The sequence below is a fragment of the Caballeronia sp. INML1 genome, from assembly GCF_023631085.1.
Classification (GTDB): domain Bacteria; phylum Pseudomonadota; class Gammaproteobacteria; order Burkholderiales; family Burkholderiaceae; genus Caballeronia; species Caballeronia turbans.
In genome coordinates this window covers 112,345-129,095 of the sequence record NZ_JALQDT010000059.1, presented here as the reverse complement: position 1 = coordinate 129,095, position 16,751 = coordinate 112,345, and the positions used below count along the sequence as shown (strand labels likewise).

At 63.0% G+C, this 16,751-nt stretch carries 16 protein-coding genes and 1 pseudogene; 8 read left to right on the top strand and 9 right to left on the bottom strand.

Going from position 1 to position 16,751, the window contains the following annotated elements; genetic code table 11:
* Genes NCR38_RS23515 through NCR38_RS23495 form a run of 5 tightly spaced genes read right to left on the bottom strand, consistent with a single transcriptional unit; the run spans position 1 to position 5,871 of the window.
* Positions 1-1,188 carry a serine hydrolase gene (locus NCR38_RS23515; protein ID WP_061117131.1) on the bottom strand — a complete coding sequence of 396 codons (1,188 nt, stop codon included), beginning with the start codon at positions 1,186-1,188 and terminating at the stop codon, positions 1-3.
* A 3-nt stretch (positions 1,189-1,191) separates the two neighbouring features.
* Positions 1,192-2,316 (bottom strand): serine hydrolase, encoded by a 1,125-nt coding sequence (locus NCR38_RS23510; RefSeq protein WP_250477686.1) that lies wholly within the window; start codon positions 2,314-2,316, stop codon positions 1,192-1,194.
* A 53-nt stretch (positions 2,317-2,369) separates the two neighbouring features.
* Positions 2,370-3,776 (bottom strand): dihydropyrimidinase, encoded by a 1,407-nt coding sequence (hydA, locus tag NCR38_RS23505; protein WP_250477685.1) that lies wholly within the window; start codon positions 3,774-3,776, stop codon positions 2,370-2,372.
* An 11-nt stretch (positions 3,777-3,787) separates the two neighbouring features.
* A complete protein-coding gene (locus NCR38_RS23500) occupies positions 3,788-4,516 on the bottom strand; it encodes an aspartate/glutamate racemase family protein (RefSeq protein ID WP_061117128.1) in 729 nt (242 codons plus the stop codon).
* A 56-nt stretch (positions 4,517-4,572) separates the two neighbouring features.
* On the bottom strand, positions 4,573-5,871 hold the full coding sequence (locus NCR38_RS23495; RefSeq protein ID WP_061117127.1) for an MFS transporter: 1,299 nt from the start codon (positions 5,869-5,871) through the stop codon (positions 4,573-4,575).
* Between the two features lie 216 nt (positions 5,872-6,087).
* Between NCR38_RS23495 and NCR38_RS23490 the strand changes: the two genes are divergently transcribed.
* Positions 6,088-6,774, top strand: coding sequence for a GntR family transcriptional regulator (locus NCR38_RS23490; RefSeq protein WP_086960854.1), 687 nt, complete (start codon positions 6,088-6,090; stop codon positions 6,772-6,774).
* A 22-nt stretch (positions 6,775-6,796) separates the two neighbouring features.
* On the opposite strand, the gene NCR38_RS23485 is transcribed toward NCR38_RS23490, so the two are convergent.
* Both NCR38_RS23485 and NCR38_RS23480 read right to left on the bottom strand, forming a co-directional pair.
* Complete coding sequence (locus NCR38_RS23485) at positions 6,797-8,170, bottom strand: gluconate:H+ symporter (protein WP_250477684.1); 1,374 nt, start codon at positions 8,168-8,170, stop codon at positions 6,797-6,799.
* A gap of 280 nt (positions 8,171-8,450) precedes the next feature.
* Entirely contained in the window at positions 8,451-8,747 is a 297-nt protein-coding gene (locus NCR38_RS23480) for a hypothetical protein (RefSeq protein WP_061117125.1), read from the bottom strand.
* Positions 8,748-9,014: 267 nt separating this feature from the next.
* On the opposite strand from NCR38_RS23480, the gene NCR38_RS23475 reads away from it, so the two are divergent.
* Positions 9,015-10,067 carry an AraC family transcriptional regulator gene (locus NCR38_RS23475; protein ID WP_250477683.1) on the top strand — a complete coding sequence of 351 codons (1,053 nt, stop codon included), beginning with the start codon at positions 9,015-9,017 and terminating at the stop codon, positions 10,065-10,067.
* Here NCR38_RS23475 and NCR38_RS23470 read toward each other — a convergent pair.
* Entirely contained in the window at positions 10,018-11,307 is a 1,290-nt protein-coding gene (locus NCR38_RS23470; RefSeq protein ID WP_061117123.1) for an MFS transporter, read from the bottom strand. The two genes, NCR38_RS23475 and NCR38_RS23470, sit on opposite strands and share 50 nt — an antisense overlap.
* Positions 11,308-11,454: 147 nt before the next feature.
* Here NCR38_RS23470 and NCR38_RS23465 point away from each other — a divergent pair, with 147 nt between their 5' ends.
* The 6 genes and pseudogenes from NCR38_RS23465 to NCR38_RS23440 all read left to right on the top strand — a co-directional run bounded on the left by NCR38_RS23465 (position 11,455) and on the right by NCR38_RS23440 (position 15,324).
* The gene (locus NCR38_RS23465; protein ID WP_061117122.1) at positions 11,455-12,336 is read left to right on the top strand and encodes an RNA polymerase sigma-70 factor; all 882 of its coding nucleotides are present in this window, start codon (positions 11,455-11,457) and stop codon (positions 12,334-12,336) included.
* Between the two features lie 142 nt (positions 12,337-12,478).
* Complete coding sequence (locus NCR38_RS23460; protein ID WP_061117121.1) at positions 12,479-12,958, top strand: carboxymuconolactone decarboxylase family protein; 480 nt, start codon at positions 12,479-12,481, stop codon at positions 12,956-12,958.
* A 37-nt stretch (positions 12,959-12,995) separates the two neighbouring features.
* A complete protein-coding gene (locus NCR38_RS23455) occupies positions 12,996-13,403 on the top strand; it encodes a cupin domain-containing protein (protein ID WP_061117274.1) in 408 nt (135 codons plus the stop codon).
* A 76-nt stretch (positions 13,404-13,479) separates the two neighbouring features.
* A complete protein-coding gene (locus NCR38_RS23450; RefSeq protein ID WP_061117120.1) occupies positions 13,480-14,487 on the top strand; it encodes a LysR family transcriptional regulator in 1,008 nt (335 codons plus the stop codon).
* A gap of 90 nt (positions 14,488-14,577) precedes the next feature.
* Positions 14,578-14,814, top strand: a complete 237-nt coding sequence (locus NCR38_RS23445; protein ID WP_061117119.1) for a hypothetical protein — start codon at positions 14,578-14,580, stop codon at positions 14,812-14,814.
* A 37-nt stretch (positions 14,815-14,851) separates the two neighbouring features.
* Positions 14,852-15,324, top strand: a pseudogene (locus NCR38_RS23440) (Ohr family peroxiredoxin).
* Here the strand turns inward: NCR38_RS23440 and NCR38_RS23435 are convergent.
* Positions 15,297-16,679: an aromatic acid/H+ symport family MFS transporter gene (locus NCR38_RS23435; protein ID WP_061117118.1), complete on the bottom strand. Its 1,383-nt coding sequence runs from the start codon at positions 16,677-16,679 to the stop codon at positions 15,297-15,299. The pseudogene NCR38_RS23440 and the gene NCR38_RS23435 sit on opposite strands and share 28 nt — an antisense overlap.
* Positions 16,680-16,751 lie beyond the last annotated feature (72 nt).

Sequence of the window (16,751 nt, the reverse complement as noted above, 5' to 3'; positions counted from 1 at the left end):
TCAAAGGCCGGGAAGATCGGTCGGGTCCACTTGTGCGCCCGGCATGCCTTTCGTTTGCGCGCTGACGGCAAGCTCATGCCGCAACGTCGCGCGGCGTTGCGCCGAGGGCCGCGCGTGATGCGCATTGTCGAGTGCGGGAATCGCATAGTCGTTCACCATCTGGCGGAACGTCTGGAGATTCTTCGCATCGCGCAGGCCGCCGGCGACGGACATGATGCTCGTCATCACGATCACCGTATTTCGTTCGGGCAGCACCGTGATGAATTTCCCCTTGAAGCCCATCGCATCGAATTCCGGCTCTTTCTGCACGATGTTGTTGATCCACCAGTAATAGCCGAAGTACGGCGCGACACCGGGCGACGTCATCTGCGTGATCCATGTTCGCGGCACGATCTGGCGCCCTTGCCAGCGGCCGTGATCGAGCACGAGCATGCCGATCTTCGCCATGTCGACGGCGCGCAGCCGCAAGCCCCATCCCGCCGACACGAGTCCCGAACGGTCTGTGCGCGCCCATACCGCGTGCTTCATCCCGAGCGGGCCGAAGAGATGGGCCTGTGCGTATTTCTCGACGGGCTCATGCGCTGCGGCGCTCAACATCGCGGCGGCGAGGATCGGGTTGATGTCGGTGTATTCGAACGCTGAGCCGGGCTCGGCCTTGGGATTCGTTTCGGCCGCGAGCTTCAAACGATCGGGCGCGGCGTAGTAGATCGGATCGTCTTTCGGCTTGAAGTCGTAGTGCAGGCCGCTCGACATCGAGAGCACGTGCTTCAGTTCGATGTTGCGCTTGTCGGCGAGCTCGGCGCGCAAGTCGGGTCGCCACGCGGCGAGCTTCGTTGCGACGGAATCGTCCAGACTGACCTTCCCCTCGCCGATGAGCATGCCCGCGACCATCGACGTCACCGACTTCGTGACCGAGTACAGCTCGTAGTTCGAATCGCGGGATGCGCCCGCGCCATAGCGCTCGAAAATCAGCTTGCCGTCTTTCACGACGAGCAGGCTGTACACATCGAGCTTCTGCTCGCGAATCCATTGCGACAGGCGCACGAGTCCATGCGAATCGACGCCCGCATCTTCCGGCGATGCCTCGGCGAGACCCGTCTCACGCAGCGGCGCGTCGGCCTGGGCGTTCGAGATCGACATCGCGACGATAGCCGGCGCGATGCACTTGAGCAGCGAGCGTAGAGTCATGGATCAGGTCTCGGGTGCGTCGTTGAATGCGGCTGCGGTGCCGGGCACGCCCTGTGTCTTGTTGCTGCGTTCGAGTTCTTCGCTGAGCGCCTCGGTCTTCGCGGCCGTCACGGCAGGACGCGTCGTCGGTGTCAGCGCGGGCAAGATGAAATCGTTCACCATGCGGCGGTATTGATTGAGATAAGTGGCGTCGCGCAATCCGCCATCGGTCGGCAAGAGGCTCGTTATTACGACGACCGCATGTTGCTTCGGCAGGACCGTGATGAATTGCCCCTTGAAGCCCATCGCGCCGAATTCAGGCTGGCCTTTCTCGACGACATGCTGAATCCAGCAGTAGTAACCATAATCGGCGGCGGCGGGCGAGGGCGTCGTCATCTGTCTGATCCACGCCTGCGGCACGAGTTGTTTGCCTTGCCAGCGGCCGTTGTCGAGCATGAGCATGCCGATCTTCGCCATGTCGACGGCGCGCAGCCGCAGGCCCCAGCCGCCCGCGACCGCGCCGGTCTCATCGACGCCGGTCCAGCGGTAATGCGACATCCCGAGCGGCTCGAATAGCTTCTTCTGCGCGAAACGATCCTCGCGTTCGTGTGCCGCGACGCTCACGGCCGTGCCGACGAGTACCGGGTTCACGTCGATGTAATCGAAGTCCGTGCCCGGCGTCTTTGCGGCCTTCGCCGTCACCGCGACACGCAAACGATCCGGCGCGCCGTAGTAAAGCGGGTCGGTGCCTTCGCGCGCCTGATAACTGAGGCCGCTCGACATCGACATCAGATGACGCAATTCGATGCTCTGCTTGTCGGCGAGTTGAGCGGCGAGATCGGGCCGCGCTTTCGCGATGAGCGGCGCAGCTTTCGTCGACGGACTCAGCTTGCCTTCGCCTTCGAGCACGCCGACGAGCAACGAAGTGATTGTCTTCGTGACTGAATACAGCTCGTAGTTGTTGTCGCGCGTGAGACCATCGCCATAGCGCTCGAACACGATCTTGCCGTCCTTCACGATGACGAGGCTGCGCACATCCATGTTGTCCGCGCGTATCCATTCCGACATGCGTACGAGCGGCGCTGAATCGACGCCGACGGATTCCGGCGCGACGCTCGGCATATCTTTTTCCGCGGCGTGTGCGCTCATGCAGAACGCCGCAGCGGTCAGTGACAACAAACGCATCTTCATCGCTTTCGCCTTCATTCGAGATTGGGTTTGCCGGCTGGCTGAAAGCGACCGCGTCCACTCTGCACGTTCAGAAGCCTGCCGTCTTCGACGAGCAGTTCGCCGCGCGAGAAGCAATGACGCGGCCATCCCGTCACTTCGATGCCTTCATAAGGCGTGTAATCCACCGCGTGATGCAGCGACGCGTTCGCGATGGTCACGCGCTTCTCCGGGTCCCACACGACGATGTCCGCATCCGCGCCCACCGCGATGGTGCCTTTCTTCGGATACAGGCCGTATAGCTTTGCGGGCGCGAGCGACGTGAGTTCGACGAACTGATGCAACGAGATGCGTCCTTCCTTCACGCCCTTGAAGAGCAGCGGCAAGCGCGTTTCGAGGCCGGGAATGCCGTTCGGAATGTGATCGAACGACACTTCCTTGCCGCCCGGCTTCTTGCCCTGCGGATCGTCATAAGAGAAGGGCGCGTGATCGGACGAGACGAGCGAAAACACGCCTTGGCGCAATGCTTTCCACACCGCGTGCTGATTCGCGGGATCGCGCGGCGGCGGGCTGCATACGCACTTGGCGCCTTCGTATCCGCCGTGGCCGAGATCGTCGGCGGTCAGGTACATGTACTGCGGACAGGTCTCCGCGAGAATCGGCAACCCGCGCGACTGGCCCCAGCGAATCTGTTCGATCGCATCCGCGCCCGATACATGCACGATCAGAATCGGCACGTCGACGAGTTCCGCGAACGCAATCGCGCGATGCGTCGCCTCGCGTTCCACGACGGCGGGCCGCGCGAGCGCATGGGCGTGCGGCGCATGCAAACCATTTCCTAACAGGCGTTCGGTCAGCCAGCCGATGCAGTCCGAGTTCTCCGCATGCACCATCACGAGCGCGCCGTGCTCGCGTGCGACCGTGAGAACGTCGAGCATCTGACGGTCATTGAGCTTGAGATCGTCGTAAGTCATATAAACCTTGAACGACGTGTAGCCGTTCTTGATCAGATGCGGCAACTCTTCTGCGAGCACGTGCGGCGTCGGATCGGCGACGATCAGATGAAAGCCGTAGTCAATGACCGCGCGGCCTTCGGCGCGGCGGTGATAATCGTCGACGGCCGCTTGCAGGGATTGCCCCTTGGCTTGCGCGGCGAACGGAATCACGGTTGTCGTGCCGCCGCATAGCGCGGAGCGCGTGCCGCTGAGAAAGTCGTCGGCCATGCGCAGGCCGTCGGGCATCGGCTGATCGAGATGACAGTGACCGTCCACGCCGCCCGGCAACACCAGCATCCCGCTCGCATCGAGCTCGCGCGGCGCGTCGGGCAGGCCATGCCCGAGCATCGCCACGCGGCCGTCGCGAATGCCGATGTCGCACGAAAACCGGTCCGACGCGGTGACGACGTCGGCGTGACGGATCACGAAATCGAGTTCGTTCGACATGGCCTGTCTCCTTAGACGACTTCGCTGAAGAGACGTCCCCAGCCCTTGACGCTGCGCGTGTCGTAATCGGCGAGCTGCAGCGATTTCCATACGACGGTCGTGATCGTGTCGTAGATCGGAATGCCGGTTTCTTCTTCGAACTCGGGCACGAGATGCGCGGCGTTCAGGTTGGTGCAGAAGATCGAAATCGCGCGCGGCTTGTCCTTCGCCACTTCGCGCACCATGCGGCGGATTTCATCGGGTTGAACTTCCGAGAACGAGAAGTTGGCCTTCAGGTTCAGATGCCGCTCGGCGATGCAGTTCAGGCCAACGCTCCGATAGTTCGCGATGATCTTCTCCTGCACGTCGTCGAGATACGGCGTGACGAGACCGAATTCACGCGCATCGGTCTTCTTCAGGATTTCGTTCAATGCGAGCACGGAGGTCGTCGCGGGAATGCCCGTCGCTTCCGTGATGCGCCGGCACAGACGCTCATCGGCTTCGAAGCCGAGCCAGCCCGACGATGTGCCGTTCCAGGCGATCACGTCCACTTTTGCATCGGCGAGCAATTGCGCCGCCTGCAGGATCTTCGAATCGTCGAACTGGCCGAGCGCCTGATCGGAGAGGGAGATCTCCGTGACCGGAAAGCGCGCGAAATGCGCGGAGACGCCTGGCAGGTTCGAAACCATCGCGCTCGTCAGCGGTTCGAGGGACGTGTTGGACGAGGGCGTGAGCATGCCGAGCAAGGTACGTTTTTTCATCGTGATGTCTCTGTGTGAATTGAGCGAAGCGTTGCAGCGTGAACTGCCGATTCCACTCAGACGGGAATCTTCTTTTCGTAATCGATGGCGCTCGAGCACACGAGCAAGCCGATGCCGGCCGCCGCGAAGAACATCAGCGCAAGGAAGTAGGAGTGCGTGAGCTGCACGATCGCGCCGACGATGATCGGCACCGCGATGCCGCCGATGTTGCCGCCGAGATTCATGAAGCCGCCGAGAAAGCCGATCTTGTTGCGCGTGCCGAGCGACGACGGAATGCACCAGTAGAGACCGCACCAGCGCAGGAAGAAGAGCGTCGTCGAAAGCAGGGCGACGACCGCGACCGCATTCGTCACATACGCCACCGAGAAGATCGACACGGTCGCGATGACCGCCGCGATGCCGAAGAGCGTGCGCATCACGACATTCGGACGCCCGCCCGCGGCCTTCCACTTGTCCGCGATCCATCCGCCGATCAACTCGCCGATGAAGCCGCTGAAAAAGATGATGAAGCTCGAGCCGCCCATCTGCTTGATGTCGAAACCGTGGACCATGTGCAGGTAGTTGGGCATCCACGTGAGCAGGCCGTAGAACACGCTGTTGAAACACATCCAGCCGAAGAACATGCACCACACCGAGCGGTACTTGAAGAAATCGCGCGTGCGGCCCGAGAGCGACGACGGCTCGGCGGCGGCGTCGCGGGCATGCGATTCCTCGATATAGGCCGCTTCGAGTTCGTTCACGCCCGGGTGCTCGCGTGGTGTATTGCGTACATAAAACCAGGCGAGGATGCCCGCGAGGACCGTGCCGACGCCCGCCACCGCGAATGCGAGCCGCCACGAGCCGAGCATCGCGATCAGCCCGGTGATCAGAATCGCGCCCAGCGCCGCGCCGAGCGGTGCGCCGCCGTCGAGCAGCGTCGCGCCGCGGCCGCGCTCGGTCTGCGTCATCCAGATCGCGTTGAGCTTGCCGCCGGCCGGATAGATCGGCGCTTCCGACGCGCCGAGTCCGAGACGCGTGAGCAGCAGGCCTGGCGCATTGGTGCAGACGGCGGCGATCGCCTGGAAGAAACCCCAGAACACGGTCGCGGATGCGATCACGACGCGCGGCTTAAAGCGGTCGGCGAGCATGCCGCCGGGAATCTGCATCACCGCGTAGGTCCAGAAGAAGGAGGAGAGGATAAGCCCCTCCATCGCCGGGCCGATATCGAACTCCTTGGAAATGAGCGGCATCGCGACGGACAGCGACGCGCGGTCGATGTAGTTGATCGCGATGAGGCTCAGCATGACGACGAAAATCTTCCAGCGAACGGTGGATTTGCCCACCGTCAATGCGGCAACACCGGATGTTGAAGACATGAACGGGCTCCTGGATAAGCGGATGTTTTCGTGACGTCGCGCAACGTTGGACAGAGTATAGGATTAGAAATTTATAATTACAAACAGTGTAAACGATTGGTTTTATTGAAAATTAACGAGGTAAATGTTGGTGCAGGGTTTTCACCAACTTCGTGATAAGCTTGCACTGCAATGAACCAGACCATCAAAAGCCCCCTCCTTTTGCGCACTCGCGGCATGGCTGCGGAGATCGCCGCGCGCCTGCGCGACATGATCGACGAGGGCGAATTGCCGCCCGGCGCGCGCATCGACGAAAAAGAACTGAGCAGCGCGTTCGACGTCTCGAAGACGCCCTTGCGCGAGGCGCTGAAGGTGCTGGTGTCGGAGGGGCGCGTGACGCACCGGCAGTACATCGGGTATCGCGTCGCGGAGATCGATCTCGATGATCTCGCCGCCACCTTCGAACTGCTTCACGGCCTCGAAGCGATGGCGGGCGAACTGGTCCGGCAGCGCATCACGAATGCGCAAATCGCGGCAATCGCGGCGAAGCACCGGCGCATGGTGGAGTGTCACGACGCCGGCAAGCGCGTCGAGTATTTCAAGCTGAATCAGCAGATTCACCAAATGATCGTCGATGCCGCCGACAATCCCGTGCTCGCGAGCGTCTATTCGACGTTGATGTCGAAGGTGCATCGGGCGCGCGGCGCGGCGAATGCGGACACGCTGCGCTGGGCCGAATCCGCGAGCGAGCACGAAGCCATTCTGGCCGCGCTCGAGGATCCCGCGCGCGATGGCTTGCCGGCGGTCCTGCGCGAGCATTCGGAGAACACGGCGCGCGAAGTGCTCGCCGTCCTCGAACGCGCAAAGCGCGATGCGCCGGCTGCGCGCATCGGCGATCTCGCGCGCGAGGAAGCGTCGGGCTGAACGCCCGACGCCTGAAACGTCCTTACGCCAGCACGCTCCACAACACGAGCGTCAGCACGAGTCCCACCACCGAGACGATCGTCTGCAACACGGACCATACCGCGACCGTGCGCTTCAGCGTGAGCCCGAAGTATTCGCGCACCATCCAGAAACCCGCGTCGTTGACGTGGCAGAAGAATACCGAGCCCGCGCCGATCGCGAGCGCCATCAGCGAGTTGTGCGTCGCCGTGAGTCCGCTCACGACGGGCGCGACGATGCCCGCGGTGGTCGTGGTGGCGACGGTCGCCGAGCCCGTCGCCTGACGCAGCGCGACCGCGATCAGCCATGCGAGCAGGATCAGCGGCAGATGCGTGCCCACCGCGATCTTGCCGATAGTCGCGCTGATGCCCGCGTTGACGAGCATTTGCTTCAATCCGCCGCCCGCGCCGATGGTGAGCAGGAGCGCCGCGATCGGCGGCAGGCTCTTGCGCAGAATGCCGCCCACGCGCTCGCGCGCCATGCCGCGCGACCAGCCGAGCATCACGATCGCAAAGAGCACCGTCAACGCCAGCGCGACGAGCGGCTCGCCGACGAAATCGAGTGTGTTGTAGAGCAGCGTGTCTTTCGTGAGCGCGAGCTTGGCGACGGTGCGGCCGAGCATCATCACGACGGGCAGCAGGATCGTCACGAGCGAGATCGCGAAGCCCGGCGTCGCTGCACCGTCTTCATGCGCGGTGAAAAGTTTGCCCATTTCCTCGGGCTCTTCGATATGCAGCCGTTTCGACAGCCAGATGCCATAGAGCGGCCCGGCGAGCATCACGGCGGGCAGCGCGACGATGAGGCCCAGTCCGAGCGTCAGGCCGAGATCGGCATGCAATGCGCTCACCGCGATCAGCGGACCGGGATGCGGCGGCAGCAACGCATGCAGCGTCGTCATGCCGGCAAGCGCGGGAATGGCGATACGCAGGATCGGCTGCTTCGCGCGACGCGCCATCACGAAGATGATCGGCACCATCATCACGAGCCCGACTTCGAAGAACAGGGGCAAGCCGACGATGATCGCGACGAACGCCATCATCCACGGCAGGCGGCGCGGCGTCGAATGATCGAGCAGCGCGGTGACGAGCCGGTCGGCCGCGCCGGACTCGGCCATCAGCGCGCCGAGCATGGCGCCGAGCGCGATGATGATGCCGACGTCGCCGAGCAGTGCGCCAGCGCCCTTGCTGAACGCTTGCGCGATTGCTTCGAGCGGTTGATGCGCGGCGAAGCCCGCCGCGAACGTGCCCACGAGAATGGACAGGAACGGCGCGAGCTTGAGCACGCTGATGGAAACGATGATGATTGCGAGGCCGAGCGCGCAGGCGATCAGCAGTTGCGTGTCGTGGGCAGACCAGGGAGTTAGGGTTGTGGGATTCACGGTGACCTTGAGCTGACGCGCATCGTCTTGAATGCCGATGCGATTACGTGGAGCTTTCGAGTCCCGCGCATGACCTCGCGCGTGCTGGCGAAGCATGCGCGGGACGCGAAGCCCCGTCGTAATAGCACTTTTCGGGACGACGGTCAAAAACGACCGCGCGTCGATCGTGCTCTCTCAGGCTGGCCTTTCAATCGACTTGCCGCTGATGGCTGGCATCTTGCGTTTTGCATTCGGAATGCCGTCTTGTGTCTTGCATTCCGCATGCATATCCGACGAAAAATCACGCCGCGGCCTTGTCAGGTCCGGCGGCGCGATCCTGTGCGAGAAGATCGAGCAGCCGCAGCACGCGAGCGCGCTGCGTGGATACGAGATCGCTTTCGTCGCCGAGCGCGGCGAGTCGCTTTGTCCAATAGGCGCGATCGAGACAGGCGAACGCCTTCGGATCGCTCGCCCGCGCGAGCGAACGGACCATACGCTCGAGATGATCGAGCTGGGCGTCCGCGACGCGCGCGGGCTTGAGCGCCGCTCGCGTGGCTTCCGCTTCGCGCCTGGTTCGCAAAACTTTCGACTTTTCCATTTGACGCCCCGAAACGTCTTTTCTTGCTGCATACGGCTGTGTTTTTGATCTTGTCAGCCGTAAACCGTATGAGTGAGAGACAGCGATGTGACAGCGGGATGACGGCAAGGAATCGCCGACCTGAACCGCCCGCGACGCCGCACACGCTGCTCCTCAATCAGCACGATATACCGGCATTTCGACTACGCTTTACCATGCGTCTCACCGGGCGGCGCCTCGTGTGCGCGCCACCGATCGAAAGGACTCTTTGGACCGACATCGACTCCCATGCCCGCCGATTCCGATCCGCCCACGCTATTCACGCGCTTCTCGACGGAGGCAGTGCCGCGCGAGCGCCAGTTGCTCGCATGGCGCGATCGCGTCGGGCATGTCGTCGATGTCCTTCCCGACAACGATCAGATCGCGCGCGGCTTTGCGGGCAGCATCGACCTGCATGCGGCGGGAGGGCTCGTGTTCACTGAGGCGCGCACCGATGCGCTGGTGCTCGAGCGCTCGATCGCGCGCGTCTCGACCGATACCCGTCGCGATTTCGCGTTTCACGTATATGCCGAAGGCGAGTGCGGCCATGTGAGCGGCCTGAGCGTGAAGCGCAGTGCGCCGGGCTCGGTGCGCGGCATCGTCGCGTTCGATCTGAACCAGCGGTTCCGCGTCGAACGCCCGGCATGCCGCGTGTTGACGATGTTCGCGCCGCGTTCGGTCGTGGCCGCGCATACCGCTGACTGCGATGCGCTGCATGGCCGCATCCTGCCCGAGGACGCGCCGCTCGCGCGCTTCGTTTGCCAGCATTTCGATGCCACCGCGCGCGCGCTGCCGGCGCTGAAACGGCCTGATGCGATCGACGCGCTCGAAGCCGGCGCGCGACTGCTGCTCGCGGCATTCGCCGACAAGCCGCATGCGTTGCACGATTCACGCGCCGCGCTGCAAACGGCCGTGAAAGGCCCGGTGAAGCGTTATGTCGAGACGCATCTTCATGAAGCCGATCTCACGCCGATGAAGATCGTCGACGCACTCGGTCTGAAGCGTGCGACGATCTATCGATGGTTCGAGCAGGAAGGCGGCCTTGCCGCATACATTCGACATCGCCGCCTGCGCGAGGCGGCCGATGAACTGGCGCGCTTCCCGAACCTCCAGATCGCCGATATCGCATTCGGCCTCGGCTTCAAGAGCGCATCGGATTTCACGCGGGCGTTTCGTCGCGCGTTCGACGTGAGTCCGCTTGAGATGCGTCTGCGCGCGCTGGATCTGTTGCGCGCGGCGGCCAACGATCCCGTCATGCGCATGCACGCCGCGCATTCGAGGGGCGTTCGGGGAAGCGGCTGAGCGCGAAGAGCGTCACGCAGTTCGCCGCGAGCAGATACCAAGCGGGCGTCATGACATTGCCGGTCGCGCCGATGAGCCAGGCGACGGCGAGCGGGGAGAATCCGCCGAAAATGACGACGCCGAAGGTGTAGATGACCGAGAGGCTCGCTGCGCGCCGATGCTTCGGAAAGGCTTCGAGCATGAGCACCGAACCCGCACCCGCGTTGTTCAGCGCGATGGCGACATAGAGCAGGATGATCACGAGCGCGAGCGTATCCGGTGCGCCTTGCGTGAGCGCATGAAACGCGGGATATGCCGTCGCGAGCGCGCCGATGAGCGATGCGTATTGCAGCGTCTTGCGGCTCATCAGGCGATCGGCGGCGAGCGCGACGAGCGGCGTGACGATGAGGATCACGAGACCGGAGAGCGATGCGATCAGGAAGCTGATCGCGGGTGGCCGGTGCAATGTGTGCGTGAGATAGCTCGGCATGTACAGCACGGCAATGTAGATGCTCGACGAAGGCGCGGCCATCATCAGGATGCCGCAAATGAGAGGCCGTGCGTGCTCGCGAAGCACGATCGCGAGCGGCGTGCGTGCGGCACGTGTCTTCGCCGCCGACGCGTGGCCCGGCATGCGCCGGAGAAACCAGCCGAGCGGTGCGATCAGTCCGCCGATGACGAAGGGCACGCGCCATCCCCATTGCATGAGTTGCTCCTGCGACAGCAGCGCGGACGTGCATGCGCCGACGAGCGCCGCGGCGCATGCGGCGGCGCCTTGGCTCGCACCGCGCCAGCTGACCATGAAACAGCGCCGTTCGTAGGGCACGGACTCCATCAGCAGCGCCGATGCCGGGCCGATCTCGCCGCCCGCCGCGAGTCCTTGCAGAAGCCGCGCGAACACGATAAGCACGGTCGCGCTCGCACCGATCGCCGCATGCGTCGGCAGACATGCGATCAGCCAGGTGCCCGCCGCCATCGACGCGATCGACAGCCGCATGCCCGCCTCGCGGCTGCGCCGGTCCGCGTATCGGCCGATCAGCATGGCACCGAGCGGACGCATGACGAAGCCCGCGCCGAAAGTTGCGAGCGAAAGCAATAGGGATGAAGCGGCGTCGTGCGCGGGAAAGAAGAGCCGTCCGATGATCGCCGCGGAGAAACCATACACGGTGAAGTCGTAGGCGACGAAACCGTTACCGATCACGGTCGCGACGATGATGCGGGTCGGATTCGCGGACGCGTTTTGATGTTCGGATTGAGTCATGAATGAACGGAGGTTGATGCAGTCGGATCCGGCTTCCGATATTAACGGCTGCATTGCTCAGATCTTTTGGCGCATCGTCGTGATCGTCACGAACATAGGCGCGTGATATACGATCACCTTTTCCGCACCTTTCATTTAATCGCCTTCATGGATGACGCCACGCGCGAATTCGACCGGCTGCGCCCTCGTCTGCAGGGCATCGCATATCGCATGCTCGGTTCGGTCGCCGAGGCGGAAGACATCGTGCAGGATGTATGGCTGCGCTGGCATGCGGCGGCGCGCGAAGCTATCGATAATGCGGAAGCATGGCTCGTCGCCGTCACGACGCGCCATTCCATCGACCGGCTGCGCGCCGCGAAACTGCAGCGCGAACATTACGCGGGCATCTGGCTGCCGGAGCCGCAAATCACCGAGCCGCCCGCGACGCCCGAAGAAGTCACCGAGCGTGCGGACGATGTGTCAGTGGCGTTTCTGATGCTGCTCGAACGCCTGAGCCCCGAAGCACGCGCGGCGTTCCTGCTGCGCGAGGTCTTCGACGCCGATTATCCCGAGCTCGCGCGCATCATCGGCAAGACGGAGGCCGCGTGCCGTCAGCTCGTGAGCCGTGCCAAAGCGCAATTGCGCGAGGCGCGCCCGCGCCAATCGGTGCCGCGCGAGATTCACAGGCGTTTGCTGCGCGCATTCGCGCATGCGATCGAACACGGCGATTTCGCGGCCATCCACGCGATGCTCTCGGAAGACGCGACGCTCGTCGGCGATGGCGGCGGTCGCGTGCAGAGTTTCCCGGAGCCGCTATTCGGCGGCAAGCGCATCGCGCAGCTTTTCTATGCGGCGTTCCTGCGCTATGGAAAGGGCGTGCGTCTCGACCTCGTCATGCTCAATGGCGAATGGGCGTTCTTGCGCTTCATCGACGGCAAGCTCGAATCCGCGCAGACATTCGACATCGAAGACGAGCGCATCGTGCGAATTCAGGTGCAACGCAACCCGGACAAGCTCGAACGCATCGCGGCGCGTTACGGCAATGCGTAACGCCTGCCACTTTGATTGATGCGCGCGAAGCAATAGCGTGCGCACGATCCCGCGCCTACCGCGAAAAGGCGCGCAAACTTACGATGACATCCATGCCGGCCACGGGTTGCCGGCGATATTTTCAACCAGGCATGGAGTCATCATGACGCAGCGAATCAACTACATTCAACAATCGCCCGCACTGTTCAAGAAATTCTATGAGTTCAGTCAGGCGGTGCAGGAGTGCTCGATCGAACAGACGACGCGCGATCTCGTCACGCTTCGCGCATCGCAGATGAATGGCTGCGCCTTCTGCGTCGATATGCACGTGAAGGAAGCGAAGATTCACGGCGAGCGCGAACTGCGCACGCATCATGTGGCGATCTGGCGCGAGTCGACGCTATTCTCGCCACGCGAACGGGCCGCGCTCGCGTGGACCGAAGTCCTGACGCGCATTCCCGAGCACGGCGTGCCCGACGAACTCTATGCGCGCGTGCGCGAACAGTTCTCGGAAAAGGAACTGTCCGACCTGACCTACGCCATCATGGCGATCAACGGATGGAATCGCGCGAATGTCGCGTTCCAGACGGTGCCGGGTTCGTCCGACAAGGCCTTCGGCCTCGACAAGTCGAACCTCTCGTAATGTGCTCGCGCCGTCATTCGATCATGGGAGAACGATCATGCACAGCATCAAACGGGTGGGACTTACGCTCGTCTTCGGATGCGCGGCGCTCGTCGCGGAGACGGCGCAGGCCGCGCCAGAGGCCATCGTCAAGGAGCTCATGACGAAGCCGCTGCCCGAATCTCCGGGCAAGGAAGCGCTGATGATCAGCGTCGAATATCCGCCGGGCGCGGTCGATCCGGTGCACCGCCATGACGCGCAGGCGTTCGTGTATGTGCTCGAAGGCACGATCGTCATGCAGCTTCAGGGCGGCAAGGCCGTGACGCTCAAGCCCGGCGATACCTTTTATGAAGGCCCTGACGATATCCACACTGTAGGTCGCAACGCCAGCAACACGAAGCGCGCGAAGTTCATCGTGCTGCTTCTCAAAGACAAGGGCAAACCGGTTTTGACGCCGGTGAAATAAAAAATCCGGCATGGCGTGTCACAAAGCGCAGGGCATGAACGTCTAGTGAGACAGAACCACTACGTTTCGTGCCGCCATGCCATCTGAACTCGTATGTCACTCGGACGATTCGCTCGCGTATAGCTTCGTGGCGAGTTATGCGGGCGTCGTTTCATTTCTTGCCGTTGCCAATGAAGGCAGCTTCGCCAAAGCGAGCGATCGCCTGGGCATCGGGCGGTCCGCCGTCAGCCGCAACGTGCAGAAGCTGGAAGCACAGCTCGATGCGCGTCTCTTTCTTCGCACCACGCGCAGCACGTCGCTCACGCGCGAGGGTGAACTCTTCTACAAGAACTGTCAGCCGGGCGTGGAGCGCATCGTGCAGGCGCTCGAGGACATGCGCGAACTGCGCCACGGCCCGCCCCGCGGACACTTGCGTATTGCGTCCGCGCCGGGGTTCGGCCGCAGAGTCGTCGCGCCGCTTCTGTCAGGCTTCAATGCGCGCTATCCGGAGATTGCTCTGGAACTCGTCCTGAACGATCGCCCTTGCGATTTCACGGCCGACCGTGTCGACGTCGCATTTCGCGATGGTCATATGGAAGACAGCGAAGTCGTCGCGAAGCAATTGATTCCGATGCAGATGGTCGTGTGCGCATCGCCCGAGTATGCGCGTGAGCACGGCTTGCCCCGTCATGTCGAGGAACTCGAAAACCATCGCTGCATCAACTTCCGTACGTCGGCAGGACGTATCGCCGACTGGGAATTCAAGGTAGACGGCTTTACGCACAAACGCTCGCCCGCCGCGAGGCAAACGTTCAACGACATCGACCTGATGTTGCAAGCGGTGCTCTACGGGCAGGGCATCGCGCAACTGCCTGCCTATCTCGTGTGCGATTCGCTCAAGGCGGGGCGCCTCGTCATCTGTCTCGCGCAACATGCGCCCGATGACGGCGGCCACTATCTCTGCTATCTCAGCCGCAAGCATTTGCCCGCACGGGTGCGTGTATTCGTCGATTACATGACCGAGCATACGCGCACGCTCGATCTGCATTGCCTCACGACGAGCATGACGAACACAAACGCCTCGGCGCTCGCGATCGCCGATTGATGCAACGGAGGCAACACTGCGCGTACGGTGACGGCGCTAGCGGACGCGTGCGCGCACACCTACGGTGCATCACGCGCGGGAGGTTCGTCGGTGAACGGTGTTGTCGAGATCGCGGGTCCGGACAGGTCGCGTCTGTCCGATCTGATGCAGCGCTATTTCAAAGTAACGGGCGATGCAAGAACGGTCTTCGCCGACGAGAGCGCGCTCTACTTCGGCGCGCAACTCGCAGCGGACACGCTGCTGCCAGGCGGACAAGCGCATCTCGGCACAATGTATTTCGATGCCTGGTTCGAGCGAAGCCAGAGTCGGACGCAAACGGCGCATTGAGCGATCTCTGTCGTCATCGCTGATAGAAGAGGTCGTCATGGAGCCACTGCATCCGCCGCCCGTTGGCCTGCTCGACAAGTATGAAGGGCGCGACGTGCAGCCGCTTTATTCGACGACGGCAATCTCGACCTCGACTTGCGCATGTCGAAAACGCTTGGCGGGCCCGGCGGCGGTACGAACCCCGAGCAATTGTTCGCCGCAGGCTATGCCGCGTGCTTTCATGGCGCGCTCGTATTGCTCGCGGCGCGCGCGGGCATCGCGGTGGAGGGCGCAAGCGTGTCGGTCACGGTCGAATTCGGCCGCGATCCAATGGACGGCCTCTTCGTGCTCACCGCGCACGCGCGCGTTCAGATGCCCGCTATCGACCGCACGACGGCGGAGGAACTCGTGTGCAACACAGAGCGCTTTTGCCCTTATACGAAGATGGCGCATAAGGGCATCGTCAATATAGTTGCGCTTGCAACCGAAAGCGATGCCACGACTCATTCTGCCGGCACGCGCGCCGTCTGATCCATTTCGCTTGCCTGACGCGACGCATCGCGCCGGCTCAACGCGCCCAATGCCAACGCGGCAACGGCTGCCGGAACGGCGAGCAGCGTGAAGACCGCGCCGAATTGCAGGCCCATGCTCATGAGAAGACCGCCGGTCATCGCGCCCGCGACCGCGCCCATGCGTCCTATGCCGAGCATCCATGCCACGCCCGTTGCGCGGCTTCGCGTCGGATAGAACGATGCCGCGAGTGCAGACATCGACGTGACCGCGCTCGTCACCGCTGTTCCCGTCAGGAAGATGAGCACCGCGAGCCAGAACTGATCCGCGACGCCGCGTCCGATCGTCAGCACGAGTGCCGCCGCGAGCACATAGGCGCATGCGTTGACGCGTCGCGGATTGGCCTTGTCCATCACCCAGCCGAGAGACAGGTTGCCGAGAATGCCGCCGAGCGGAAATAGCGACGTCGTGAGCGCCGCGCGTTCGGCGGAGAAGCCTGCGTCTTTGAAGAGCGTCGGCAGCCAGTTGGTCAGCAGATAGAAGATCAGCAAGCCCATGAAATAGGCGAGCCATAACATGGATGTGCCGAAGCGATAGGGCCGCGAAACGATGAGTCCAAGCGCGGACTGGTCCGCGCCGCCGGTGCGCGTATCGGCGGCAGTGAATGTGACGCGCTCGCCTTCGGCAAGACGTGCATCGTTCGAGATACGCCGCAAGACGCGTGCGATTTTCTGCGCGGAGTGTCTTCTCACGACCATGAATTGCGCGGACTCGGGCAGCAGAAAGAGCAGCAGCACCGTGAGCACGATCGGGCCGAGGCCGCCGGCGACGAGCACGCTCTGCCAGCCGAAATGCGGAATGAGCCACGCGGCGCACAGTCCGCCGATCGAAAGGCCCACTGAGAAGCCGCAGAACATCGTGTTGACGACGACCGCGCGAATGCGTGCGGGCGCATATTCCGCCATCAGCGTGACGGCGTTGGGCATTGCCGCACCGAGGCCCAGGCCGGTGAGAAAGCGCCACGCGGTCAGCGTTTCGACCGAGCTTGCTTGCGCCGACGCGAGACTCCACACGCCAAAGAAGAACACGGAAAGCGCGAGCACCGCCTTGCGCCCGATGCGATCGGCAACCGGTCCTGCCGCGAGCGCGCCGATACCGAGACCCACGAGCGCCGCGCTCATCACGGGTCCCAACGCGGCGCGCGTGATGCCCCAATCGCCAATCAACGAAGGCGCGATGAAGCCGACCGCCGCCGTGTCGAAGCCATCGGCCGCGACGACCAGAAAGCACAGGATCAGAATGACCCATTGATACGGCGAAAAGCGTTCGCCGTCGATGAAGCTCTGGACCTCGATGGTCCCGAAGTTCTTTTCCATGCCGGTATGTCTCCATTCATTTATCTAAAAGCAGTCGCGAGGATGCGGCCTTCTTCGTGCCGCAATGCCGCG

Coding starts and splice junctions, on each gene's coding strand:
- NCR38_RS23470 (WP_061117123.1), bottom strand. CDS start 11,307: ATGACTCAATCCGAACATCAAAACGCGTCCGCGAATCCGACCCGCATC.
- NCR38_RS23515 (WP_061117131.1), bottom strand. CDS start 1,188: ATGACTCTACGCTCGCTGCTCAAGTGCATCGCGCCGGCTATCGTCGCG.
- NCR38_RS23460 (WP_061117121.1), top strand. CDS start 12,479: ATGACGCAGCGAATCAACTACATTCAACAATCGCCCGCACTGTTCAAG.
- hydA (WP_250477685.1), bottom strand. CDS start 3,776: ATGTCGAACGAACTCGATTTCGTGATCCGTCACGCCGACGTCGTCACC.
- NCR38_RS23450 (WP_061117120.1), top strand. CDS start 13,480: ATGCCATCTGAACTCGTATGTCACTCGGACGATTCGCTCGCGTATAGC.
- NCR38_RS23490 (WP_086960854.1), top strand. CDS start 6,088: ATGGCTGCGGAGATCGCCGCGCGCCTGCGCGACATGATCGACGAGGGC.
- NCR38_RS23510 (WP_250477686.1), bottom strand. CDS start 2,316: ATGAGCGCACACGCCGCGGAAAAAGATATGCCGAGCGTCGCGCCGGAA.
- NCR38_RS23475 (WP_250477683.1), top strand. CDS start 9,015: ATGCCCGCCGATTCCGATCCGCCCACGCTATTCACGCGCTTCTCGACG.
- NCR38_RS23480 (WP_061117125.1), bottom strand. CDS start 8,747: ATGGAAAAGTCGAAAGTTTTGCGAACCAGGCGCGAAGCGGAAGCCACG.
- NCR38_RS23455 (WP_061117274.1), top strand. CDS start 12,996: ATGCACAGCATCAAACGGGTGGGACTTACGCTCGTCTTCGGATGCGCG.
- NCR38_RS23435 (WP_061117118.1), bottom strand. CDS start 16,679: ATGGAAAAGAACTTCGGGACCATCGAGGTCCAGAGCTTCATCGACGGC.
- NCR38_RS23495 (WP_061117127.1), bottom strand. CDS start 5,871: ATGTCTTCAACATCCGGTGTTGCCGCATTGACGGTGGGCAAATCCACC.
- NCR38_RS23500 (WP_061117128.1), bottom strand. CDS start 4,516: ATGAAAAAACGTACCTTGCTCGGCATGCTCACGCCCTCGTCCAACACG.
- NCR38_RS23465 (WP_061117122.1), top strand. CDS start 11,455: ATGGATGACGCCACGCGCGAATTCGACCGGCTGCGCCCTCGTCTGCAG.